The following is a 24826-nucleotide window of genomic DNA, read 5'->3' as shown; positions in this document are numbered from 1 at the left end:
GGTTACAAGCTTCTCGCTTTACTCACGTACTCAGTCCTCTTTTCGGGTGGTAGAGCCCTCCACATGAGCGCCTGCTTCCTCACCTCGTCGATGAAGTAGTAGTTGTTGGACTCCCACACGCTCCTCGAGCCGGTCAGCCTCTTCAGCTGGAGCATTATAGTGTAAACCCTCCGGATATCGTCGCCGAGCAGCGCGATTTGCGCCTCCTGCGTCACACCCAGCTCGTAGGGGGAGAGAGCCACGGTCATCACCACGGCCGGCTGACTGGTTGTTGGAGGTTGGGCTTCGCGAACGATGAAGTACGGCCTCTCCTTCCCCATCCCCGTGAAGTACTCGTAGACGTAGTAGAGCGCCCCCAGAGCCTCATCCCTGCTGGGGAACCTCACCGGTATCGGTATGCTCCACGAGTCGCCCCTCGGCCTCGTCGACGGCTTCCACCGGCGCTCCAGAGATGGCGTGATGAGCGTGGCCGCCGTCAGGCTGGGGTACAGCGACGCTGCCAACGTAGCCAAGATCAGGACAGCGAAGGCGACGACGAGGAATGCGGAAGCGTAATTGAGAGCGTACTCGGCCGGGAGGACGCCCGCAGCTGCGAGAGCCTTATTGGCGGCGAAGCCTAGCACGTAGCCGGCTACAACGGCTATGACGGCGTACGTGACTGCCTCCGTCATATACATGAGCGCGGAACCGAGCGGCGACAAGCCTACCGCGGTGAAAACGTAGGTTTCTCGCACCCTCTCCTTCAGGCTGCCCAGCAGAGTGACCGTCATGTTGAGAGCTCCGATCGTCAGCACTATGGGTATGATTTCCCAGCCCAGGAACAGGTAGCTGGTGACCCTAGCTCCGCTCCTCACCCCAACGCCCTTCACCCCAACGTAGGTTTTGAGTTCGGTAGCCAGCGTAACATCCTTGGCGACCTCCGTCAGCTCCGCCTCGCTGACCTCCCCCGTTGGGGTGAGCTCGACGGAGGCAAGGTAGCCGCTCTTGAGCGCGAAGGAGAAGGGCACTACGATGATCTCGCTCCAGCTGGCGCTCGAGGGGACGCTGGGCGGGGCACCAGGGGGCTCCATGGCGATCACCGTGTTGTGGTCAGGCCTGATCGGAGCCAGCGAAGTTCCGTCGAGATCGAGCAGCGCTCCAGCAGATGCGTCGTCGAAGATCCCCACCACGACTAAATCGAAGCCTGCGAAGGTGATGGTGTCGCCCACGCTTACCCCTAAGGCCCTTGCGGCGCTTCGCGGGAGCAGGCAGACGTTCAACCCTTCATCGAAGAGGTTGCTTAGGGCCTCGGAGGTGAGGCCCTCAACGATGATGCTGGAGAACTTCTCTGCCACCTCATCCCCGGACAAGCCGAGCAGGGCGGCTACCCTAGCACCCGCTTCCAGGCGACCTGCTCCGAAAACCGGGGCTGAATACCCCTGCCGCAGGCCCATGGAGGGGTAACTCCAGGCTCGCGGGTATAGACGAAAGCCCGGCGCCGTGGCCCTAAGGTAGGCTAGAAGGGGTGCGTCTAGGACGTCGTAGAGGGGGACGGCATACCCCCTCTTGACCAGGAGAGCGCTAGCCGGGGACTCGTCTAAAACCCTTGTGAACACGACGTCCGTGTAGTAGGTGACGGACGTCAGCGATGTAACCGCCACGACCGTCGCGACGAGGGCGGCCAGGGTTAAGGCCGTCCGCAAGGGCCTCTTCCTCATGTTCTCGATGGCCACCGGCAGGCTCTGCAGCACCACCACGGCGTGGCCCCGCCCAACCTTGTGCACACCCATGGCCCTTTCAGCCTCCTCCTCGATGACGCGGCCCGCTTCGCTGCCCAGCACGACAATCGCGATGGCGAAGAGGAGGACTAGGAGGACCCCCATCATGCTCATGGCCGTGCTCGTTATCACCGAGAGGGCCGGGTGAACGACGTAGAAGACGGCGGTGAGAGCGGCGCCGGTGGTGAGGAGCGACAGAAGCCTCGCCTTACTCCCGCTGGCGTGGAGCAGGAGCCTCTCTAGCAGGAAGGCAGCCGGTACCAGCAGCGCGAGCATCGCCAGACCGCTCTTCCCGGTATCGTCGTAGAGGGGCATCACCTCGTCCTTGTAGGCTTTCGAGGCGTACGCTAGCGCGGCCAGCGCGTTGGCCTCGTAAGCCGGGTAGTCCCTCGCCTCCAGGCTCTCGGCGGCCTTCCGCAAGTAATCCCTAGCCTTGGTAAGGAGCCTCTCGGCGCTGACGCTCCTCACCCCCCTCTCCGCTAGCTTAGCGTACCTGCCTTCAGCCAGAAGGAGCATGTCGCTGGCCATCCTCAGGTAGGAGGCGAGGAGCACCACGTTGCGGCTCATCAGGAAGCCGGAGCCCTCGCTCAAGCCGGGGCTCGCGTTAACTAGAACCAGCTCAGGCCACCCGATGCCCACTCTGAGGCTCACGATCAACCTGGAGCCCGGCTCCCCGAAAACGACGAGCGGGTAACCCCACGGGTCATACCAATAGCCGTAGAAGTACGGGTAGCCCTTAGTGTCGAAATCGTAGACCTCAAGCCGCACGCTAGTGGAGAGGAGGAGCTGGGTGGGTTGGCGGGGGTCGAGCAGGACCGGCCTCCTCAATGTGCTCGGGGATAGAACCCTGAAGACAGTCAGCGAGCGTGCCTCGAACACCGGCACTACGGCGCCCTCTACTGGGGAGAGCGGCGCCAGGGAGGATTTGAGCACCTGCTGGCCGTAAAGGGGCCCTCTATCGCAAGCGTGAGTTACGTCGCCGGTCTCCCAGTCGACCACCCAAGCGTCGAAGAGCCAGGCTGGGGTAGACCCTCTCGGACCTATGATCGCCCTGAATCGGCCTTCACTGTCGGTGAACGTAAGGTAGGCCGAGAAGGGCCAGGCGAAGGTCCCCATGGGCCCCTCCGGGTACACCCTCACGAGGGCTCCGGGCACGGGCCTGTACCAGCCCGTGGAGGGGTCTAGCTGAGCGACCTCCCCCTGGAACTCCACGAACCCCTCGATCACTCCCACCCTCACGCCGAAGCGTAGAGGCGAGTGGGAGCCCCAGCTGAGCCCCCACGATTCCTCGGAGGCCAGGGAGGCAACCATGTAGGCTGTGACAAGGGCTTGAGCCCTGAAGTTGCTCGACTTGAAGTGCTTGGAGTCGTCGAGCGGGGTGCCCCACCGGAGGCCCCTGTAGTAGGCAGTCTTGAAGGTGAACGAGGCGGTACCGGCCATGGTGGCCGGCTCGCTGATCAGCATGTAGGGGACCTGTTGAGTACCCCACCAGCCCGAAGCCTCGAGGTAGTCCTCGTAGATGTCCTCGGGCTTCACCTCCGCGCCCAGAGCCCGCCTGACGAGCTCGAGCAGCTGCGGGGAGCGGGAGTACGCGTAGAGCCTCCCCTTGATCCAGGTGAACTTCCCGGCCACTTGGGAGGAGCCGGCCCCGTACCTTAAACCCAGGCCGACGAACATCGTCGACACCTTGGGGGACTCGTCGCTCAACTGCACCCCTAGCATCAGCCAGACCCTGAGGCTCCCGCTGAGCACCTCCGGCGAGTAGAAGTACTTCTCCACGAAGGCTCTGGGGCCCGCGAGCCCCTGGTAGAAGCCTGAGAGGAATGCTATCCACACGCTGAAGCGGGGCGGGTTACTAGCTAGAGCTCGGGCGAGCTCCAGGAGGAACGCCGTGTTCATCGCCTCGGTGTAGCCCGTCGAGACCGCGGGGACGACGGACCAGGAATCGTAGTTCGTCGCAATCACGATTACGTCGCTCGGGTTCGCCGTACCGTTGATCCTGGCAATGATGTTGTAGGCCTCCACCTCCGCCATCCTGGCTTTAACGACGAGCCTGGCCACCTTACCCTCCTGCTTCAGGAGCTCCCTGGCCACCTCCCTGGTGGCGTAAACCCTCGTGAACTTGACGGGTGCGCTGACGAACTTGGCGAGAGCTTCGTACCTGTCCGTATCCTCGGGCTCGAGCAGCACCACAACCTTTGCGCCGAGATCCGCAGCCCTCAGCCAGTTATCGTAGGAGTTGAAATCCATGAGCACGATGCTACCGTTGATCTCCTTGCCCTTCATGTCCTCAGCCCTACCCCCGCCGACGTAGACGAGGCGCCCTACAACCCCCTCGGGCGGCGTCGACGAAACCATGAACATCGCGTTCGGCCAAACCAGATGTAGAGGGTAGCGGGCACCGCCGACTTCAATGAAGACCTCCTCCTCGAGTGGTGTGACCACCTTGAAGGTCTGCACTTCAGGTTCGAGGCCCATCTCCCTCAGCTTCCCCGTTATGTACTCGAGGGCTCTGAGGTAGCCGGGGTAGCCGACAACTCTGGACCCGAGCGTTGAAAGGATGCGCGCGTGCTCCTCAATGAGGGCGAAGTCGAGCTGGGAAGCTACTGAAGCCCCGTAGTCAGCTTCAGGCTTCGCTAGTAGGCTGGCGCCGAGTAATGCGAGGAGGGCGACCAGAAGCGGGAGGCGCGCGCGGTTCACAGCTCTCACCACGGCCAGAGCCAGGAGGACTTCGCGATGAACAGGCCAGCTATCGATAAGCCTATGATGATGCCGTAGCCCGCCATCATGCCGGCCGCGACCACCGACCGCATCTCCATCCACCTCTCCCTCCCGAACACCTTCGAGAGGACGAGGTTACTGAGCGCAGAGGATAAAAACACTGATGCAGCGTAGGGGGTCAGCGTCATTACTCCGACGACGAAGCCGGGGCCCGAGATCGGCACGCCCGCGTAGAGCCTGAGCGCCTCTAGGAGGGCAACTACGCCGGCGCCCGCGCCCGCGCTGGTTAGGAGGACGAGAGGGTCTATCCTTATGCTCCTCGTGACGAGGAGGGAGTCGCCTATCGCGATCCTAGCCCAATCGAAGAGGGTGAACGGGTAAGCGCTACTGGGTATTGGCGCGATCCTCCAGAAGAGGTCGAGCGATAGGACGCCGAGTACCTGCGTGACGATGAACGCCACTACAATGGCCTTAACGAGATCCATCGGCTTCGTCTGGGTTAAGTAGGCAGCGCTCATCATGTTGGTTAAGCCGGGCGACTGTGTACCAGCTAGGACCGGCATGATCACCCAGCCCGGGTAGTCGCGGTAGTCGGAGAAGTAGACGATTGTGTGCCAGAGGTAGGGTAGGGAGATGGAGAACCCCGTCTCGCCGATGGCGGCCGTCGATGCCACCCCGATGAGGAGGCTGAGCGCAACGGAGTAGAGCAGTGAGATCCAGAGCGGGAAACCGGTCAAGTACCAGTGGAGCAGGGCGGACCCCGTGGTACCAGCCAGGTACATCGAGATCAGGATCATCATCGACGGGTAGCCCCTGCTCTCGGCCGGCGACTTGATGGCCCGAGACAGCGCGGCGAAGGCCTTCGCGATGCTCCTCCTGAACCTGGCGATCATCACGAGTGAGAGGCCTAGCGCTACGCCGATCTGGGGGGCGAACCAGACTCTGAACATTGAGCGCTGCCATATCAAGGCTATCCCCATCCCGGGCCGGTACTCAGAGACCCACTCCGGGAAGACTCCCGGTAGGTACTCGCGAACAAGCCAGTTCCCGAAGCCCCAGGTGGCCATCGAACCCAGCACGATGCCCACGCCAGCCTCGAAGGGGACGACTAATCCACCCGCCCACGGCGTCAAGTCGGTCGCGATTCCCAGCAGGGCTCCCGGCATGTATGGCTCGGTTAGCGGCGTCAGGTCGAGCCAGGGGAGCGGGATGAAGGCTATCCCGGCGACGTACGGCAGGGCGACGACGAAGAGCCCGTAGATGGCGCCGAAGGTCAGCGCAGCCATGAAGAACTTCACCCGATCCGGCCTACGCTCCGAGAGGGTGTCGACGAGCATCGCATCGATCCTCGAGAAGGGGAAGGGGAGCCTCTCCACCTCGAGAAAGGTGAAGGAGAGGATCATCAGCATCGCTAGCTCCGCGATCAGGAAGAGAGCGGTGAAGGAGATGTAAACGAGAGCTGGCGCGAGTATGTCGGGGTGGAAGAGCGTCCTCTCGAGGTAGGCGGAGGAGCCCAAGGGGGGAGCGAGCCAGCTGGGGACGCGGAGCGGTATGGGGACGCCGTCGATCGTGTAGGCCCAGGTGATCGGGTTCTTCACGTAGAACATCCTGAAGATGATCCAGTAGAAGCCGATACCGGCAGCGTTAGCGGATGCGATGACGCTGGAAGCCTCGTAAATGATCAGGAGCTCCTGCTTAGTTAGTGGTGCTCCGAAGGTTAGGGCAAGCTGGCTTGCTAGCACAGCTATGATGAACGCGGCTGCTCCCGCGAGAGTTCCGCCCGCGAGCATCGAGAGGTATATCGAGGCTGGCACGACGATGGCGGCCCCTAACAGCAGCACTAGCAGGGCTCTCCAAGTAAAACCCGAAAGCAGCTGGGAGCTGTGAGGCTCACCCACGTGCAGCCTCAAGGCCTGATCTTTTTAAACCTAGTCTCACCAAGTATTTAATGAACGTAGACCAACTGGTCAAGCTTCTCGGGCCTGCGCGCGTCGAAGCCGTGCAGAGGATGGGCGATTCCGTCCTGCTGATACCTCCCGGCCAGCAAGTCGCAGTGAGGGTGAGTAGAGAGCGGTACACTAGATTATCGACCGAGCTCGCCTGGATTTTCACGGCCGTCACCGACTGCGAAGCAGGCTTCGAGAGTAGCGTTATCATTGAGCAGAGGGGCCTCCTGAGGAAGAGGTGGAGCCTCAGATTCATCGCCGAGGAGAACGCTCATCTTAGAGTGGCTCTAGAAAACCTCCTCACCGGGGAGTTTGAGCAACTAGTGCGTAGCGCTATGCCAGAGCGTATCGCGGTGGACGTGAGAGGTGGTGCAGTGCGCGTCCAGGTCGTTAAGACCCTTACAGTACCCATCGCCCTTCCACTGGTGAACTGCTACGATCTCTCATGGAGACTAGCAACCGCCCTATCGAAGATGCTGAACAAGAAATAGGAGGAAAAGGAAAAAAGGAAAAATAAATAAATAAATAATTCCCTTCTAGAGTTATTTATCCTTACGGTACGTACAGCGCGGCGAAGCGCGGTATAATCGTAGTCGCTATGTGGAAGAACATCGGGACGATGACTAGGGCTCCGTAGCCGATCGCCACTCCCGCTGCGATTGGGGTCACGTACCTCTCGAAGCGGGCTGCACCTAAGGCTCTCACGAGCACGATCTTAACGACGAGAGCGACTAGCGAGGCTAGCCACATGAACTCCATCAGCCAGAAGGCCGGTATTGCGGCTACCGGGTTTATGATGAAGGCGGGCCACCTCATTCTGATGAAGTAGAGGGCAAGGGCCGTCAGGATGCCGATCACTGTCCAAGCCGCGATGTGCTCGTTCGGTATCGTGAAGGCGCCCATCGACGTTATTCCCTTATCGGAGGTGTAGCCCGCTATGTAGCTCGCGTAGCCGACGAGCGCCGACTTGGAAAGGCCGATGTGGTTGGCCAGCCAGAGCGGAACGATCGTAGCGATGAGGGAGCAGAGTACGGCTGTGATGACGGAGATTATGAAGGCGTCCTTCAGGTTGGTTCGGGTCCTCCTAACGACGTAGTAGTAGTTCGTGAAGAAGCCGCTGCTCATCGGGAAGTGCCTGGGCGTCCACTCGCCCAGGATCGTGATCGCCGTGTTTGTCATCAGCCAGCCCGCGCTCCTCGTAGGAATCTCTGTGCCCCACATCCAGCCGGCGCCCGCTGGGTAGAGCCAGTAGAACACGTAGGCCCAGTAGCAGGGGTCGTGCCACCAGACTTCAGCCATCACCCTGGCGTGGCCTATCTGCCAGATGAACCATGTGAGTAGCAGTAGTATGGCGGCAACGAAGGGCACGCCGACCGCCGCCCAGAAGATGAGGAAGAAGAGAGCTGAGCCGATCAGGCCCATAGCCACCAGCCTCAGCGAAAGGCCGTCCTCAATGATGTCCGCGCCCCTGATCGTCGAGAACAGCCTCCTAATCCTGTCCCTGGCAACCCAAAGCGAGTAGAGTGCTACACCCGTCGCTAGACCGGCTGTGGCGAAGAAGCTGTACGGGAAGGGTGGCCTATAGCCGAACCACCAGTTGCTCCACGTCTCTACGCCTGGCTGGTAGGGCAGCCAGCCCATCCTCACGCCCAGCGGCTGGTAGATTAAGCCGAAGATGACCCAGATCAGGAAGCCCGTCCAGAGGACGTCGAAGGGGACGAGTAGGAAGAGCATGGCCTGGTGGATGATGAAGGTGGCATGGGCGTGGGCTCCCGGGCCGAAGACAGCCGGTATGAACATGAAGTCCATCGGCATCTCTCCCCACTGGAAAGCCCCTCCCACCGGGATCGCCGGTATGACCTCAGCCATGATCGGTGCTCCACCGATCACCAGCCCGACGATGAAGGCCACCCAGAAGATCCTGCTCTCGCTCTCCTTCATGTCGAAGAGCGGGGTGCGGCCGTTCTCCTGGCTGCGCACGATGATGTAGGTGGTTGGGATGGCCATGGGGAAGGTCAAGCGTTCAACCTCAACCCACTGGTAGCCGATTATGCCGAAAACGATGAAGATCGCGAGTAGGAGCCACGTCAGAGACGATAGCCAGATGAACATTATCGCGCCCGTCCAGGCGCCCCAGTTCACAACCTCGCCGGGCAGCTTACCCCTCCAAGCCATCTCGATCACGGTCGGGTCCTTCGGCCAGATGTAACTCGGTAACAGCTCGCGGAAGACCGGCATCATCGGCATGTTGTTCGTCGCGTAGATCAGGAAGTGCACCGTGTTGATCTGGAACCTGCCGAAACCCTCGAAACCCGCACCTATCGGCAGGTAGGCCTTCCCAATGATCGCGAAGAACGGTAGCAGAAGGATGGCTAGCTCCGGCGGTGTCAGCCTCCATCTCGGGTTTACCTTACCAACGAGAAAGTTCAGGAGTATTATGAAGAAGTAGGGGATCATCAGCGACTGGTACAGACCGGTCTTGTCCGTCAGGAAGTAGATCATCGCGCTGACGGGCGTTAAGACGAAGATCGTTATCAGGCTCAGGATTAGGACACGGGGCGTTAAACCGCGTTGAGCTTCAACCCTTATCTCAGTCGATGCTTGCCCTGCCACATATTCCCTTTCTCCCTTCCTTTATAACTTTTACCATAATGCTTTTAAGCGATTGCCTAAGCAACGGGGAGCAAGGTGCATCTGCGTGCATAGAATACTGCTTATTCACCCGCCCGCGGACGTCACCCCACTCGCTCGAAGTAGGCGGCCGAAGTCCGAGTACCCTATGATGCCGATGGGGCTCTTCACGATCGCCGACTACCTCGCCCGCAACGGAGTGGAGGTGAGACTGGTCAACCTCGCTCTCGAACGGATCCTCCACCCCCACGCTGACGTCCACCAGCTCTTGAAGGGATACGACGCCGATATCGCCGCAGTGAGCCTCCACTGGTTCGTCCACACCCACGGGGCCATCGAGACCGCGAGGATCGTGAGAGCCATGCTTCCTAACACCAAAGTGGTTCTAGGGGGGTTTACCTCCTCCTTCTTCGCGAGGGAAATCCTGGAGCGCTACAGCTTCATCGACGCGGTGGTAGTGGGGGAGGGGGAGGAGACCCTCCTCGAGCTGGCGAGGGGGTTGGAGCCCGAGAGGATCAGAGGGGTCGCCTACAGGGATAGTGGGCGGGTCCGCTTCACGGGCTTCCGCAAGCCGGTCGACGACCTGGAGAGGTACAGCTTCACCTGCTTGAAAAACTACGAGAGATGGCAGTTGTACGTCAAGTGCAGCCCCAGCGGCTACACGCCAACGAGGAAGCCCTCCTTCTGGCTCGCGGTAGCCCGCTCCTGCCCGCTCAACTGCGCCTACTGCGGAGGGGGAAGGGAGGGTTACAGGGCAGCAATGGGCAGGGAGGAGCCGGTCGTGAGGAGCCCGAAGCGCTTGGCCGACGACGTGGCCGTCCTGGCCGGCGAGTACGGGATTAAGGTGGTCAAGCTGAGCCACGACCCCCTGATCTGGGGTGAGCGCTACTTTGTAGAGCTGATGGAGGAGATCGCGAAGCGGGGCATCGATGCCGGCGCCTACTGGGACCTCACCTACCTGCCCCGGGAGGAGCTGATCAAGAAGGCCCTGAGAGCCTTCGAGGAGGGGCTCTGCTGGGGCCTCTCCATCGAGACGACGAACGATCGGGCTAGAGAAGGGGTGGGGAGGCCCTACAGCCTGGCCGACATCGAGGGCTTCCTACCGCTGGCTCAGCGGTACGACGTGCTGCTCGACGGCTACTTCCTCGTGGGGCTACCTTGGACCACGAGGGAGGACGTGGAGAGGGACATGGACTACGCGCTGAAGCTGATGAGGTTGTACAGGAACGTCTACGTGGTGCCCCCCTTCCCCTACACGATGGACCCTCACGCGCCGATGGCTCTCCGGCCGGGCGACTACGGGGTGAGGAAGCTGTGCGCGTCAATTGAGTGCTACAAGAAGCTGGCGAGGAGCGAGAAGTGGGAGGACTGGATCGTCCACGAGACAGCGGACTTGAGGAGGAGGGATATCGCTGAGCTGACGCTCAAATTCTTTAAGAAGCTTGAGCGAGCATACGGCGAGGGGGAGTTCGGTGAGAACATGGCTCGAAGGTACTCATTCGAGCACGAGGGTTTCGTTTTGACCGCGCAGCCCTGGTGATGCCCGTGAGCCTCAGCAGGCTGCTAGCCCTACTCCTCCCCATCGCTCTGGCGGTGCTAACCTTCAGTCGCCCGCAGGAATCGAGCCGGCAACCAGTGGTGCTGATCGATAGAGTGTACGGCGAACCGGGCTCCCGGGTCACTGTTACCGTGCTGCTGGAGGGTATGCGGGATGTGAGGAGCGTCACGGTTAGGCTGCTGAGGGGCGCAGAACCCCTATACAGGGTATCCACGCCCGCCGCCCCCCAGGTAAACGTCACTCTAACGCTTCCGGAGGCCGAGGGCCTTTACGCTGTGGAGGTGCTGGCTAACATCTCGGAAGCAGCGGTTTTGGGGAGAGTTGTTGAGCCGCTCCCTGTTGTGAGGGTCGACGCTTGGGGCGAACCGCTGCTCGTGTGCTTCGTCTGGCACAACCATCAGGGTGTCAACATCATGCCTGACGGCACGTTCCACGGCCCCTGGGCTTTCGTCCACGTCTACGAGAGCCAGTTCGCACCCTACTACCCCGAGGGGGCTTACAGCCTCCACGCTACTCTGCTCGAGAAGCACCCGCGAGTGAGAGCCACGATCAACTGGTCGCCAAGCCTCCTCTGGCAGTGGCTCTACGCTCTGCGCTTCGGCTACTACGACGGATTGAGGAGGGTTCAAGTGCCCCCCGATTCCAGAGAAGTCGCGGTTGTTCGAGCCCTGCTCGAACGCTTGAGATCACTGGCCGCTGGGGGCAGGATGGAGGTTCTCACCAGCTACTTCAACCACCCCATACCCGGCTACGTTGCGGAGAAGTTCGAGTGGGGGCTCGAGGCGCTCGAGGAGGAGCTCGAGTGGGGGTTGACAGTCACGAAGCTCGCCTTCAATACGACCCCCCGGGGCGCCTGGATCCCCGAAATGTTCTTCTCCATGAAGCTCACACCGATGCTAGTCAGCCACGGCATCCAGTACACCGTTCTAGATGCACGTTACCACCTAAGCAGCGCGCGAGGCGATGTGGCGACCCCCTACGAGCCGTACCTGCTGGAAAGCGGAGGCAGCAAGCTAGCTGTCTTCTTTAGGGACAGCGAGATCTCCGACTTCATCAGCTTCGGGATCAACCCTCGGGACCACGCCGAGGCCGACGCTCTCGCGAGGAGGGTGGCGGCGCTGATAGTGTCCCGAAGGCTTGAGCACCCCGAGGCCCGCGTCGTCGTGATCGCTGCCGACGGGGAGAACTGGCTCTTCGGCAACAGCTTGAAAGCCGTCTTCCTCGACAAGCTGTACGGTTACGTTACGGGGAGCGAGCCAGTGCTGGAGGCAGCCACGCTTTCAGAAGCCCTGCAGCGCGCTCAGCCCCGGCGCATTTTGAGCTGGATCCCGACGAACAGCTGGGCCGGAGGAGACTGGGTTTGGACGTCTCGCTCCGAGAACGCGGCGCAGTGGAGCATGATTGCCGAGGCCGGGAGGAAGTACGCAGAAGTAAAACGCGCCTGCCCGGATCCCGGCATCCGCGCCGCAGCCGCGTTCTCCCTCTTCATGGCGCTGAACAGCGACGTGATCCACATCGAGTACACGATGCTACAGCACACCCACACGTGGAGCACACAGGTCGAGATGATCTGCAGACTAGGGGCTAAGGAGGCTGAGAAGCTCCTGCAGAAGCACTTCACTCCAAACCTCGAGAGGATAAACGTGCACACCGACTGCCGCGCGTGTGCGCCATCGCTTGCGGACTACCTACCCCAAATCACCGTCGGGCTACTTCTCATAGCGGCTGCCGTGCTGGTAGCGCGTGCCAGGAAAAGGAGGGGAAATCCTGATGAAAAGTGACTTATAAAGTTTGCCAAAAGTTTATATAGTTACGCGATAAACCAAGATTATGCGAAGAAGGTTGCCAGCTTTACTGCCTCTCCTGCTGGTAGTGTTGCTACCCTTTGCTCTCGCCCAACCCGAATACAATGTTGCCGACCTGCAAGTGGTCTTCAGCACGAAGGGTCACATGCAGATAAACCATGAGGGATTCACGAAAAGCACGGGGCACTTTAAAACATGGGGCCCCAACTGGCAGTGGATTGATGCGTGCAGCTTGCAGGACAACTGGATCTCATTGAGCGCTAAGGCCGGCGACGTTGAAGCGAGCTTTAACGGGGTCTTCCAGTGCGCCTTCGCCGACGTTTCGTGGAGTCAGGTCGCTTGGATCGGCCTAGACTCGCTACTGCTCGAGTTGAACCTCACAGCCCGGAACCCCTCCAACTTCTCCGGAATGTCGTGGGACCTAGATTTACCGATATCGCTCTTTGCCGGCAAAAGAGTCACTATACTACTGATGAACGGGACGGAGGTGAGCGTTAAGCTGAGGGAGGAGCATATACCGGGGACGTGGGTAGTCGAGGGCAGCTCCTTCGGCAACGGTTTCGGCTGGATAGTCCCCTACACGGAGGATATGGGGCTCGTCCTCGCCGTGTTCGGGGAAGCCTGGCCGAGCGGGATGAGCATACACGTGGAGGACAACCGGCAGTGGGGAGGAAACACATACTCGCTGAGGAACTGGCTCTTCTTCAACCTTCAGTTTACGCCGGGCATCCTGGTTAGACTCCTCGTCTACATGAGAGTCTACAGGAGCCAAGATGAGCTGAGCGAGGCCGTCCGTTCCATCAGAGGGATAGCCGACATGGTGCAGAGGGGCGAAAGCGCTGATATAATCAAAGGTTACCTGATATCGCAGATGAATCTAGAGGAGGCTAGAGCAGCGAGAGCCGGCCGGGGACCACCGCTGATGATGATCGTCTACGCAGGAATAGCTGTAGTAGCCGTCCTCATCCTAGCGTTCATCGTATTCAAGAGAAGAAGAAAGTAACAAAAGTTTCTATTTTTTGTTTTTATTTTATTTAAATATTACATCGATCTTGCATCCTTCAACAGCATCCCTAACTTTAATGAAAACCTTACCGTCGATCTCCAGCACCCCCTCTCCCACTTCCTCCGGTGAGACGAGATGGGGTAACTCCACGCCGTTCTTCAACACTTTAACGACTTCTCGTGCCCCGTGCACGACTATGACCACGTGCTTCCGCTCAGGCTGGTACTTGCCCTCTCTTCTGCCCACTTCGATGGAAAGGCGCTCCCCCGCGAGGCTAGCGGAGATCCTCGTGAGAGCGTAAGCCCCCTTCGTGTACTCCAGCGTTTCGCCGTCATCCTCGTACAGCGTGAAGGACCCGTTGCCGGCGTAGACGTGAAGGAAGAGCGGGTCGGGCTTCCTCTCGCCGACGTGGTTCATCGGCGGCCACATGGGGATCACGGCCCCCGCCTTGACGAAGAGCGGGACCCTGTCCAGCGGAGCTTCAACGACGAGCCGTGCGGGCCCCCTGTAAACCCGATCCGTCCAGAAATCGAACCACTCGCCAGACGGCAGGTAGACCTCCCTGCTCCTCGCCCCCTCCTTCAGAACGGGCGCCACGAGGAGGAAGGGCCCGACGAGGAACTCGTCGTCCAGCTGGTACGCCTCCTCGTCATCCTGGTACTCGAAGACCAGGGGTCGCATCACCGGGTACCCCTTCGCGTAGTGTTCGTAGAAGAGGGAGTAAAGGTAGGGGAGCAGCCGGTACCTAAGCTCCAGGACCCTTTTGATGGCCTCCCTAGCGGTGGGTCCGTGGAACCAGGGTTCATGGTCGTAGCTGCCCATGCACTGGTGGTTCCTGCAGAGCGGCGTGAAGGCGGCCACCTGGTACCAGCGGACTAGCAGCTCGGGCGTCGGCCTGCCGAAGAAGCCCCCCACGTCGGCCCCCACGAATGGCACGCCGCTGAGGCCGAGGCTCAGAAGCATCGGGATCTGCAGCCAAAGGTGCTCCCAATCCGCCGTGTTGTCGCCCGTCCACTTGGCCGCGTAGCGCTGGATGCCGGCGAAGCCCGCCCGCGTCAGGATGAAAGGCCTTATGCCGGGCTTCAGCTTGAGCAGCCCCTCGTACGTGGCCTGGGCCTCGAGGAGAGCGTAGACGTTGTGCACCTTCGCGTGGGGGCCGTCGGCGTGGAGGGCTTCAACGTCCATCGTCTTCGTCGGGACATCGAAGATGGAGGGCTCGTTCATGTCTAGCCAGATCCCATCCACCCCCTGCTCGACGAGAGCCTTGAGGAGGCTGCCCCACCACTCCCTCACTTCCGCCCTGGTGAAGTCGGGGAAGGCGCAGAGGCCTGGCCACACGCGCCCGACGTACAGGTCGCCGTTGGGCATCCTGACGAAGTAGTCGTTCAACACCCCCTCCCTGAAGGCCTCGTAGCCGGGGTCGAGCTTGATCCCCACGTCAACGATCGTGACCAGCTTGAAGCCCATCCTGTGCAATTTCTCCGCCATCTCCTTCGGGTTGGGGAACCGCTTCCGATCCCAGGTGAAGAGCCGGTAGCCGTCCATGTAATGGATGTCCAGGTAGATGGCGTCGCAGGGGATGCCCTCCCTCCTGTAGCGCTCAGCGACCTCAATGACGCGCTCCTGCGGGTAGTAGCTGTACCTCGACTGCTGGTGTCCGAGAGCCCAGAGCGGTGGTAGCGGCATGCGCCCCGTCAGCTGGGTGTACCGCTCCACGACCTCCTTCATCGATGGCCCGTGCATGACGTAGAAGTCGAGCTGGCCGCCCTCCGCTTCGAAGCTCCAAAACTCCTCAGACGTCGCGCCGAGGTCGAAGGTTGACCTGTAGGGGTTGTCGAAGAGAACCCCGTAGGCCAGCCCCCTCCTCAGGACGATCACGAAGGGGATGCTCATGTAAAGCGGGTCGGTGCCCGCCCGGTAGCCGAAGGCGTCGGTGTTCCACATCGTCACCCTGTACCGGCGGCGGTCGAGGGGGAGGGCCTTCTCGCCCAACCCGTAGAAGTGGTCGTCGACGTGGAGGCGCATGAACAGCTTGACAGCGTGCCCTCCCCACCGCGATGGGGTCCACGCCACGGCAGGCGTGTGAGTCGAGCAGATGTACCGTCCCCCACTGTCGTAAACCTCGAGGCTCGCAGCCCCCTTATGTACTCTCACAACGAGCTTCTGGGTTTTAACCACGAGCGCCTCGCCGGAGTCCTCGACCTCCACCGGCGCCTCCCCCCTCCACACGACAGCGTAGGAGTCCTCGCGGAAGACGCCGTCGGGCGCCAGCGTCACCCTCACGATGTCAGGGGTTGCAGCAGCGATCCTCAACTTGGGACCTCCGCAGTCGAGTATTACAAAGCTTGCACCACGCTCAAAGCCCTTGACGCCGCCCAAAGTGAAGGGTGCAGCCTCGCCCACACTTCCTCGGCTGCGGGGGGAAGTAAAATCTGCTTCGGAGTAAGCGTAATATACGAGGCCGAGTAGGGTATGGGCCAATGAGCGGCAAACCGATCGTGATCGGGGGGAGCCAGGGGGAGCACATCGCGATCCAGCTCGCGAGGATCCTGGGTGCGGAGCTGGGCAGCGTGGAGGTGGAGAAGTTCCCCGACGGTGAAACGTATGTTAGAGTCTTGAGCGAGGTTGACGGCAGGCGGGTCATCTACGTCAACTCCCTGCAGCGGGGCCCCAACGAGGCGCTGGTTGAGACCCTGCTGACGCTCGACGCTTTGAGGGACTTGGGGGCTAGGGAGGTTCACGCGGTGATCCCGTACATGTCCTACGCGAGGCAGGATGAGCGCTTCAAGCCGGGGGAGGCGGTCAGCATCACCACTGTGGCGAAGCTCTTCCGCACAATCAACGTCGACAGCATCTACACGGTCGATATGCACCTGCACAGGATCACCGACCCCACAGCACTCTTCGGGGCGAAGTTCAGGAACCTCACGGGGGTGAGGGAGCTGGCCAAGTACGTGAAAGCCAACCACCCGGGCATCCTGAGCCGCTCCGTCGTCGTAGGGCCCGATGAGGAGGCCGAACAGTGGGCCGCCATCATGGCCCGCGACCTCAACACCGAGTACACCGTCCTGGAGAAGAAGAGGCTTTCAGCAACGGAGGTGAGGATCGAGGCTAGAGGAGCGAACGTGAAGGGTAAGACCGCGATCATAGTGGACGACATCATCAGCACCGGTGGCACGATTATCGAGGCCGTCAGAGTGCTCAGGGAGCTGGGTTGCGAAGGGGTTCTCGTGACGTGCGTCCACCCGCTGCTCGTCGGTCGGGGCTATCAGAAGCTCTTGCAGCTCGGCTTGATCGACCTCGTAGGCACGGATACCGTGCTTAGCCCGATAAGCAGGGTCCCCATCGCCCCGGCGATTGCCGAGCCCCTAACCTCTGAGCTGGGATTGCTCTAAAATCATTATTAAAATCTTAGGAAAATCTTTATCTGCCATGAATCGATTAAAGCTAGGGGATAGTGTGAGGAACGTCGCTTTGTTGGCTCTAGTCGTTCTCTCAGCGAGCTTAGCCTTCCCGCTGCCCGTCGCTGTGAAGAATGTCGCCGGGGTCCCCATCGAGAGCTACGTCGTCTTCTTCACTGTGGAGAGGGAGCAGCTGCTCGCTGAAGGGATTGAGCCTGCTTCGATGTGCGCGGTAGACCCAGCGGGCATGTACCTGCCAATCTGGGTTCCACCGGAGACTCTTCAGGCGAAGAGCGTGGCCGTGTACGTGCGGATCCCCTACCTCGCCCCGGGAGACCAGATAACGATCACGCTCACGCCCGGCCCCTGCGCCCACGACCCCCGGAAGGTCTTCATCTTCTTCGACGACTTCAAAACGCTCGACACGAGGTTCTGGACTCCCTTCGCAACCCCGATGGTCTACAACGTCACAATAAGAGGAGGAGTGTTAGACGGTAAAGGCCTCTTCATCTCGGGGACTTACCTGGCTCCCAACCAGTACGTGCAAATCGTGTCTCAGCCCTTCACTCCGCCGCTGGCCGTTGAGGCCCTCATCACGCCGATGACGGCCTTCGACCACGACGCTTGCCTCGACGTGCGCGAGTACGGCACCGAGTCCGCGCACCCAGCCGATGCGCGTGGTGCTTACATCCACGCTTGGGGTTGGGGAGTGTCAGGCGAAACGGAGGGGCGCATGGGCAGGTTCACCTGGTACAGGCTGGCCGGCCCACCGGGTAGCACGAACTACTACTGGGATGTGACAACTTGGGACGAGGGGGGCGCGTCACCCGTTTTCAACGCAAACGAGACTTTCCTCTTCCGCATCGGTGTAGCACCGGAGGCCGTGAGGTACGAGGTTTGGCAGCTCAGGGACGAGGGGCCCGTCAAGCTGCTGGGACACCTCTCCAACCTCGGGATAACGAACGAGACGGTCATCGCGCTGGGGCAGGAATGCGGCGGAGCCTACAACTTCACGCAGAAGGCGGTCTTTCACTGGGTTCTCGTCAGGCCGTTCGTCTGGCCCGAGCCCAAGATCGCCGTTGGGGCGGAGAGGGTGGAAGAGAGCCCGCTGGCACCAATTCTCGAATTCCTAAGCAAGCCGACGAACCTGATCCTAGTCACCTGGGGCGCTCTCGCAGCCATCCTAGTTACGCTGATCTTCGCGAAGGTGAGGAAGAGAAGCTAGCGGCTACTCCGCCCTATGGGCTCCAGCGCTTGAACGTTGCCGTAGCGCGGAGCTGGGCCGCCCGTGGGGGCTGCCCACCTGACGGCGTTGTAGATGACTTTACGGACGTGGGGGTTGTAGAACGTGGGGTACGTCTCATGCCCCGGCCGGAAGTAGAAGATCCGCCCCCTACCGCGGTAAAAGCAGCAGCCGCTTCGGAAGACCTCACCCCCCTCGAACCAGCTGATGAAGACGAGCTCGTCCGGCGGCGGGATGTCGAAGTACTCGCCGTACATCTCCTCGTGCTCGAGCTCGAAGTACTCGGGCAGGCCCTCGGCGATCGGGTGCCAGGGTGCGACAACCCAGATCCGCTCCTTCTCGCCCGCCTCCCTCCACTTCAAGCTGCAGGAGGTCCCCATCAGCCGCCGGAAGATCTTCGAGTAGTGGGCTGAGTGGAGGACGACCAGGCCCATCCCGTCGAGAACCCTTCTGTACACCCTCTCGACGACTTCGTCCTTCACCTTATCGTGAGCCACGTGACCCCACCAGACCAGCACGTCCGTTTCCCGGAGGACTTCATCGCTGAGCCCGTGCTCCGGCTGCTCGAGCGTGGCCGTCCTGACGATCAGGTCGGGCATCTGCCTTAGGTGCTCCGCGATCGCCTCGTGAATACCCCGGGGGTAGACGCGTGCAACCGCCTCCTCCGTCCTCTCCTGTATAAACTCACCCCATACGGTTACACGGATCCTCCTTTCCACAATGCCCTTGCTTTCGGCTCTTATAAAAAGGATAAGGTTCTTAAACCCCCTGAAGTGTAGCGAAGCCCCCGTAGGTTGAAAGAGATGGACAGTGAGGAGCGTAGAGATGGGGTAGTTGGGAAGCACGTGTACGGGAACCTGTACGATGTGGACCTATCGGTCGCCGCGGACGAGGAGAAGCTGAAGAAGGTTGTGCTCGAGGCCGCTCAGCTCGGGAAAATGAGGGTGTGGGATCTCAGATCCTACAGCTTCGGAGGCGATAAGGGAGGGATCTCCGTAATCGCGCTCGTCGTTGAGAGCCACATCGCCGTCCACACGTGGATCGAGTACCGGTACGCGACCGTCGACGTCTATACGTGCGGCGAGCAGAGCGACCCCTTCAAAGCGTTCGAGCACATCGTCAAAGCCCTGAAGCCCAGGTTCTACACATTCAACTACGCTGACAGGAGCAGCCAACCCAGCCTGAAAACGGCAATCCATCATGCCTAATACTTTTTGAACCTGTCGAGACCGTTGAACTCTCGCTACTAAAAGAAGAAAAACATTTCCAAGGATTTTATTCTAAAGCGGGGGTGGATCCACGACTTTCATGACGGCTCTCGCGTTTTGAGCTGCAGCCAGCAGGGTGAAGCTCTTGTCTGCGCCCTTCACTCTCAGCTTAACCGTCCGTTTCTCTCCGGGTAGAAGGTCGAAGTAGTTGTCGTCGGCTATCGCCACGTAGTCCTCGACCACATCAACGTGCGCGAGCCTGGCGTAGCCCCTGCTCGACACCTCAGCCTCGACGATTACGTAGCCCTCCCCGCGCTCAACCGATTTGACGCTCAGCTCCAGCTCCGTGGGGGCGAAGCTTACCTCCCGCGGTCTGGCGAGGAGCAGCACGTTCCGGCTTGACCCGCCCTCGTGCTCGAGCGTGAAGTGCACCACCTCGCGCGCAGGGTCTCCTACCAGCTCGCCTGCGTGGAGCCTTGCTACAACGCTCGAAGCGTTGGCTTCGACGCTGACCGGCAGCCTGAGCTCCTTCACGACTCTGTGCTCTCCGACGTTTACAACGCGCACGGTGAGCGTGCCGGAAACCTTCGTTAGAAGGTCGTTGACCACGTACACGTCGATCGCTTCACCCGACTTGAGGGGGGAGACGAGCACGGGCGCGAAAGCCCTCTTCGCGGCGTAGAAGCCCATCTTCGGCCTCCCGTAGTAGTCGACGGTCTCCCAGCACATGTTGGGCCAGGGCGCGTTAAAGCTCCAGTAGAGGGCTCCGCCGCAGGCGAACTTCCTCCGCCTCGCGTGCTCGATCGCCGTCCTCAAGGCCTCCGCCTGAACCAGCTGCGTCAGGAAGACGTACTCCAGCAGCCACCTCGGGTCCCCGAAGTCCCTCAGGTAGGGGATCATCTTGTCCGGCACGTGGTAGTGGTAGACCCACAGCTCGTTAATCGGCCAGAGCTTCTCCGGAGGCAGGAACCTCCTCAAGCTGTTCACGTGCGGGGCAGCCTGCATCCCGAACTCGCTCAGGAAGCGCGACTCGTCCTTCAGGTAGTCCTCGATCGGCACCATCCCGTGCCAAACGAGCCAGTTGTGCGCGTCACCCGTCGAGGAGTCGGTCGGGCCGGCATCCCCCCACGGGCTCGATGGCCAGTAGGGCCTGGACGGGTCGAGCTTGGACACCACCCTGGGGGCCACTTCGAAGTCCTTCCTGTGCCTGTAGACTCCGAAGCCGCTGAAGAACTCCAGAACCTCGTCCTCGTTGTTCCCGCACCAGAGGATTATCGACGGGTGGTTGCGCAGCCTCCTCACGGTTGCCTCCAGCTCCTTCTCCACCAGCGCGAGGAACTTCTCGTCCTCCGGGTAGTGGCCGCAGGCGAACTGGAAGTCGTGCCAGAGTAGGATGCCGAGCTCGTCGCACAGGTCGTAGAAGTCGTCGTACTCCACGAGGCCCCCGCCCCACACCCTTAGGGCGTTGTGATTCCCTTCGACTGCCAGCTCCAGCAGCTCCCTGTACCTCTCGCGCGTGATCCTCGAGATGAGCAAGTCCGCCGGGATCCAGTTGGCGCCCTTGAGGAAGACGGGGACGCCGTTGATCCTGAAGAAGAAGACCCTGCCGTTTGGGGTGATGGGGGCGTGCGTCACGTGCTCCACCGTCCGGATCCCAAAGCGGAAGCTACGCTCGTCCTCCCGCTCGCCGTCAACGAGCAGAGCCACTCTAGCCTCGTAGAGGTTCTGGGGGCCGTAGCCGCGAGGCCACCATAGCTTCGGGTTTTCAACCTCCAATTGGTACCTAAACTCGTTCCAACCCTTCGCGACGCGCACGGGCCACTTCGCGCTGATCAGGGAGTCGCCGCACCTCGCCTCAAGCACCAGCTCGCCCGCGAACTCGGCCAGCGACTCGACATCCACCCACACCTCCAGAATCGCCCTCCCGTCGCGAAGCTCTCGCGTCCACACGAACGCGTCCCTGATGACGGCCTTGTCGTAGGCCTCCAGCCTCACGCTCCGCCAGATGCCGACCGTCAGAAGCTTGACCGCCCAATCCCAGCCGTACTGGTACTGCGCCTTCCTCGCGTAGAGGCGGGCGTAGCTCCCGTTCCAGTTGACCGTCCGCTCGCTGAAGCCGCCAGCCCTCCTCAAAGTCTCGTACCAGGGTGCGCCCAAGCGGACTGCGATCACGTTCCAGCCGCCGTACTCCAGCTTGTCGGAGACATCGACCCGCAGCGGCAGGAACATGTCCTCCGACTCCGCGACCCTCACCCCGTTCAGCCAAACCGTCGCGAAGGTGTCGAGCCCCTCGAAGACCAGCTCGACCCTCTTGCCCTGAAGCTCCTTCGGAACGAAGAATCGCTTGCGGTACCACCAGTCGACCCTCTCCACCCACTCCCTCCTGTCGCAGTTGCTGGCGTAGAACGGGTCCTCGATCAACCCCCGCTTGAGCAGCTCCTCGTGAACCTCGCCGGGCACCTTCGCGTCGAGCCACCAGCTGTCGTCGTAGTCCTTCGAGAACTGCCCCTCGCTACGGCCGAACTCGAACCACTTCAGCTTCCACGCGCCATCGAGGCTTACAACTACCTTCATGCTATCGAGCACTCGTACAGCCGCCGGTAAAAACGTGTAACGCCGCGCGGGTCAACCGCTAGCTCTTACCACCGGTTAAGCAGGCTCGACAGTGGGCGGGTAGAGCCAGTTGAGGTACCTGAGCCCAACATGCGCCTCGCAAACCCAACCCCTGTGCACATGCAGGCGGTAGAGGAAGCGCGTGGGCGAAGCAAGCCTCATTTCGCCCTCCCTCCTCCCGGTGAAGTGGGAGATCCCGAAGACATTGGCGGTCATCAAACCGTAGTCGCGCGCGTGCCAGTAGGTTGGGTGCCTCGGGTTCGTCGGGTGGTCGAAGACCGCTACACCCCACACCGAGCCCGCAAGGGGGCCGCTGTAGTCGCACCACTCCGCTCTTTTACCCCAGACCTCCCTTTCGTTCACGCCGCCCCAGCTGTTCGTCAGCCTGCCACCTTTGAGTACCGTCATTGAACTTGCAACGCGGAGCGAGACCATTCCAGCCTCCTTCGTGTCACCTAGCACTACCTCGCCTTCGGGCTGCAGGACGACCTCGTAGTCGATCAGCCACTCTCCGCTCGGGACATTCCAGAATCGGATTCTCCTCTCCTCCACCAACAGCCTACCCCCCTCTGCCTCCCACGAGTTCTCAGCCACGATCTCCGCGTAAGCGGGGCCAGCTGTCAAGCGCTTGAAGCGTAAGTGCCTGATCCTGCCGTCGCCCGCCCAGAAGTCCACCCCGTTCACATCGCCGTGCGCGGTCCAGAGGGAGTGATGGTGTGGATGGTCTCGCGGCGAGTCCTCCGTCAAGCTCACGCCTTCGGGCACGTTGAGAGGGTAGACGTACGGCATCCTCCCGCCTGAATACTTGTAAGCAGCCAGTTGGAAGCCCCTCCTCGCAACAACCACCTCGCTTCCAGTATCCCTCAGTTCGAGCGTGGAGTCGGGTACCTCGTCGATCACCTCAAGGGTTCTGATCTCACCCCTCCTGAGGAAGGGGGTGACGAACGAAAGGACGCCGCCGTGAACCTGCGCGGGCAGTTTGAAGCCAGCTTCGTCTCTCAGCACGTAGGAGCCATCTGAAAGCCCCACGCGGGCTTCACAGGGCGCTTCGATCGCGTCGCGGGGTCCCGCGTATAGCCTTAAGCGCGGCACACGCTGGGTGTGCTCCACAGGCAATAATCTGTGTCGTTGCTACGCGCTCGGATTGCCGTTGAGCTCCGTTATCACGGGCCTAGCCCACTTTCCGTGGACGAGCCACGCTCCCATGAGCAGCCCTCCCGCAATGTTGCTCAGCATGATCCCGATTCATACGCCGAGCGGGCCGAGAGCCATCGTGAAGGCGAGGACGTAGGAGAGGCCGACGCGGATGCCCCAGAGGCGCCCGATGTTGATGAGGGTGGCAGCTAGGGTGCGGCCGGCGCCCCTTGCCGCTGAGAACCCGCACATGAAGAACGCGAAGAAGGGTAGGCCGAGCAGGATCGTATCGAGGAATCGCAAGCTCTCCTCGATGACGACCGGGTTCGAGGTGAAGACTCTGACTATGGGCTCCCTGGCGAAGTAGATGACGAAGGATGAGACGGCGACGATGGATGCGATGAAGAGCGAGCCTTTGATCGCGCTGCTCCTAGCCTTGCTCAGCATCCCCGCCCCGAGCAGCTGCCCGACGATTATCGCGATCGAGCCGGAGAGCCCCCACATGGCTGCGTCGGCGATGTCCAAGACGATGAAGCCGATCGAGTAAGCTGTCGCCACCTCAACGCCGAAGCTGTTGACGAGGCGGAGCTGCATCATGAAGGCGGAGCTGTTGAGCATCGACATTAAGGCAACCGGACCTCCGATCCTCGCGACCAGCTTCACCCAGGCCGCGTTGTAGTCCCTCGTGAAGCTGGGTCGGATCTCGCTGAACCTTCGGTTGAAGACTGCCATGAGCAGCGAGAGCGATATGAGCAGGCCAATCGTGTCCGTAAGCGCGGATCCTATGGGTCCCAGCCTGGGAACCGGGCCGATGCCTAGGATGAAGACGGGATCTAGCGCGGTGTTCACAGCCATCCCGGCGAAGTTGATCAAGGAGGGTAGCTTCGTCTCCCCCACGGATGTGAGCCCCGTCGTTAGAGTCATCGTCGCCGCCGATATCATCATGTTCAAAGAAGTGACCGCGGTGTAGCCCATCACGTAATCGTAGATTTCCGGCGGAGTGGCTACAACGTACCCGAAGATCAAGGGACGAAGGGCGAAGAACGTCGCGGAAGAGAGCGAGCCGAGGAGAACCGCAGCGGTGAAGAGCCTCGAGAACTCCCTCTTCACCTCCTTAAACATCTTTGCGCCAACGTACTGCGACACGATGCTCGTCCCCGCAGTGCCAAGCGCGTTGAGCAGAGCCATGAAGAAGAATTGGACTGGGAAGACCTGCCGGGGCACAGCGATCGCGCTCTCGCTGAAGAGGCTGAGCCACAGCGAGTTCAAGATATTGTAGGTCAGGTTGATCATCTGGGAGAGCATCGGAGGAGCCCCCAAGCGCAACAGAGTAGGCACTAGGGGGCCGCTGACGATGCGATCCCTGTAACTCTCCAGCTCAGCCATCCCCCTCGAACCCCTGCCAGGCCTCATGGAACGCCGGCACCCTCGACACCCCTCGTTAAAACTTTAACTACATGTAGCGCTCCACATTCTTAAAGTATCGCAGCGGTCAATTTCTATCCCGGCGGCAAGTTGATCACTCCTCACTCCAAGATCATTACTTTACCCTCTGGGGGCGCCCGTAGCTTTAAGCCGTTCATGGGGTTCCGAAGGCTTTACTGGGCGCGCGATAGCGGTAACATCAGGCTGTAAGCGCAGGCATATTATTTCCCCTTCCCTGCTCCGCAGTGACCGGCATGCTCCCTAGGGACTACTACCGGGATCCCATCGTAGCTGCCTACGTCTTCGTACCGAGGGGGGAGGGTGCTAGAAGAGAAGTTGATAGGGTTCTTGAAGCCGTTAAAGAAGCGGAAGCCACGT

15 protein-coding genes are annotated in these 24826 nt (G+C 61.0%); 7 read left to right on the top strand and 8 right to left on the bottom strand.

Annotated elements, in window-relative coordinates; all coding sequences use genetic code 11:
• Positions 1 to 2: 2 nt before the first annotated feature.
• Both QXF46_04395 and QXF46_04390 read right to left on the bottom strand, forming a co-directional pair.
• Positions 3 to 4580, bottom strand: coding sequence for an FtsX-like permease family protein (locus QXF46_04395; GenBank protein ID MEM0226093.1), 4578 nt, complete (start codon positions 4578 to 4580; stop codon positions 3 to 5).
• Entirely contained in the window at positions 4463 to 6376 is a 1914-nt protein-coding gene (locus tag QXF46_04390; protein MEM0226092.1) for a hypothetical protein, read from the bottom strand. Before QXF46_04390 ends, QXF46_04395 begins: the two co-directional genes overlap by 118 nt.
• A gap of 50 nt (positions 6377 to 6426) precedes the next feature.
• Here QXF46_04390 and QXF46_04385 point away from each other — a divergent pair, with 50 nt between their 5' ends.
• Positions 6427 to 6915: a hypothetical protein gene (locus QXF46_04385; protein MEM0226091.1), complete on the top strand. Its 489-nt coding sequence runs from the start codon at positions 6427 to 6429 to the stop codon at positions 6913 to 6915.
• 61 nt (positions 6916 to 6976) lie between these two features.
• Here the strand turns inward: QXF46_04385 and QXF46_04380 are convergent, their stop codons facing one another.
• Entirely contained in the window at positions 6977 to 9037 is a 2061-nt protein-coding gene (locus QXF46_04380) for a DUF6785 family protein (protein MEM0226090.1), read from the bottom strand.
• Positions 9038 to 9122: 85 nt separating this feature from the next.
• On the opposite strand from QXF46_04380, the gene QXF46_04375 reads away from it, so the two are divergent.
• The 3 genes from QXF46_04375 to QXF46_04365 are packed head-to-tail and all read left to right on the top strand — an operon-like array spanning position 9123 to position 13421.
• Positions 9123 to 10595, top strand: coding sequence for a radical SAM protein (locus tag QXF46_04375; protein ID MEM0226089.1), 1473 nt, complete (start codon positions 9123 to 9125; stop codon positions 10593 to 10595).
• 5 nt (positions 10596 to 10600) lie between these two features.
• Positions 10601 to 12394, top strand: a complete 1794-nt coding sequence (locus QXF46_04370; GenBank protein ID MEM0226088.1) for a hypothetical protein — start codon at positions 10601 to 10603, stop codon at positions 12392 to 12394.
• Positions 12395 to 12443: 49 nt separating this feature from the next.
• The gene (locus QXF46_04365; GenBank protein MEM0226087.1) at positions 12444 to 13421 is read left to right on the top strand and encodes a hypothetical protein; all 978 of its coding nucleotides are present in this window, start codon (positions 12444 to 12446) and stop codon (positions 13419 to 13421) included.
• A 27-nt stretch (positions 13422 to 13448) separates the two neighbouring features.
• Here QXF46_04365 and QXF46_04360 read toward each other — a convergent pair whose 3' ends face one another.
• Positions 13449 to 15827, bottom strand: a complete 2379-nt coding sequence (locus QXF46_04360; protein ID MEM0226086.1) for a glycoside hydrolase family 31 protein — start codon at positions 15825 to 15827, stop codon at positions 13449 to 13451.
• A gap of 77 nt (positions 15828 to 15904) precedes the next feature.
• On the opposite strand from QXF46_04360, the gene prs reads away from it, so the two are divergent.
• Positions 15905 to 16819, top strand: a complete 915-nt coding sequence (gene prs / locus QXF46_04355; protein ID MEM0226085.1) for a ribose-phosphate diphosphokinase — start codon at positions 15905 to 15907, stop codon at positions 16817 to 16819.
• Positions 16820 to 16883: 64 nt separating this feature from the next.
• The gene (locus QXF46_04350) at positions 16884 to 18050 is read left to right on the top strand and encodes a DUF2341 domain-containing protein (GenBank protein MEM0226084.1); all 1167 of its coding nucleotides are present in this window, start codon (positions 16884 to 16886) and stop codon (positions 18048 to 18050) included.
• On the opposite strand, the gene QXF46_04345 is transcribed toward QXF46_04350, so the two are convergent.
• Positions 18047 to 18787, bottom strand: coding sequence for a ThuA domain-containing protein (locus QXF46_04345; GenBank protein ID MEM0226083.1), 741 nt, complete (start codon positions 18785 to 18787; stop codon positions 18047 to 18049). The two genes, QXF46_04350 and QXF46_04345, sit on opposite strands and share 4 nt — an antisense overlap.
• A gap of 84 nt (positions 18788 to 18871) precedes the next feature.
• Between QXF46_04345 and speD the strand changes: the two genes are divergently transcribed.
• On the top strand, positions 18872 to 19276 hold the full coding sequence (speD, locus tag QXF46_04340) for an adenosylmethionine decarboxylase (protein ID MEM0226082.1): 405 nt from the start codon (positions 18872 to 18874) through the stop codon (positions 19274 to 19276).
• A gap of 72 nt (positions 19277 to 19348) precedes the next feature.
• On the opposite strand, the gene QXF46_04335 is transcribed toward speD, so the two are convergent.
• From QXF46_04335 to QXF46_04325, 3 genes are all read right to left on the bottom strand, one after another.
• Entirely contained in the window at positions 19349 to 21850 is a 2502-nt protein-coding gene (locus QXF46_04335; GenBank protein MEM0226081.1) for a glycoside hydrolase family 2 protein, read from the bottom strand.
• A 75-nt stretch (positions 21851 to 21925) separates the two neighbouring features.
• Positions 21926 to 22981, bottom strand: coding sequence for a PmoA family protein (locus QXF46_04330; GenBank protein ID MEM0226080.1), 1056 nt, complete (start codon positions 22979 to 22981; stop codon positions 21926 to 21928).
• A 153-nt stretch (positions 22982 to 23134) separates the two neighbouring features.
• The gene (locus QXF46_04325) at positions 23135 to 24436 is read right to left on the bottom strand and encodes an MATE family efflux transporter (protein MEM0226079.1); all 1302 of its coding nucleotides are present in this window, start codon (positions 24434 to 24436) and stop codon (positions 23135 to 23137) included.
• Positions 24437 to 24826: the final 390 nt, after the last annotated feature.

It is taken from the genome of Thermofilaceae archaeon, from assembly GCA_038731975.1.
Classification (GTDB): domain Archaea; phylum Thermoproteota; class Thermoprotei; order Thermofilales; family Thermofilaceae; genus JANXEW01.
Note: the sequence above shows the minus strand (reverse complement) of the source record. Positions and strands in the feature narration are given on the sequence as shown.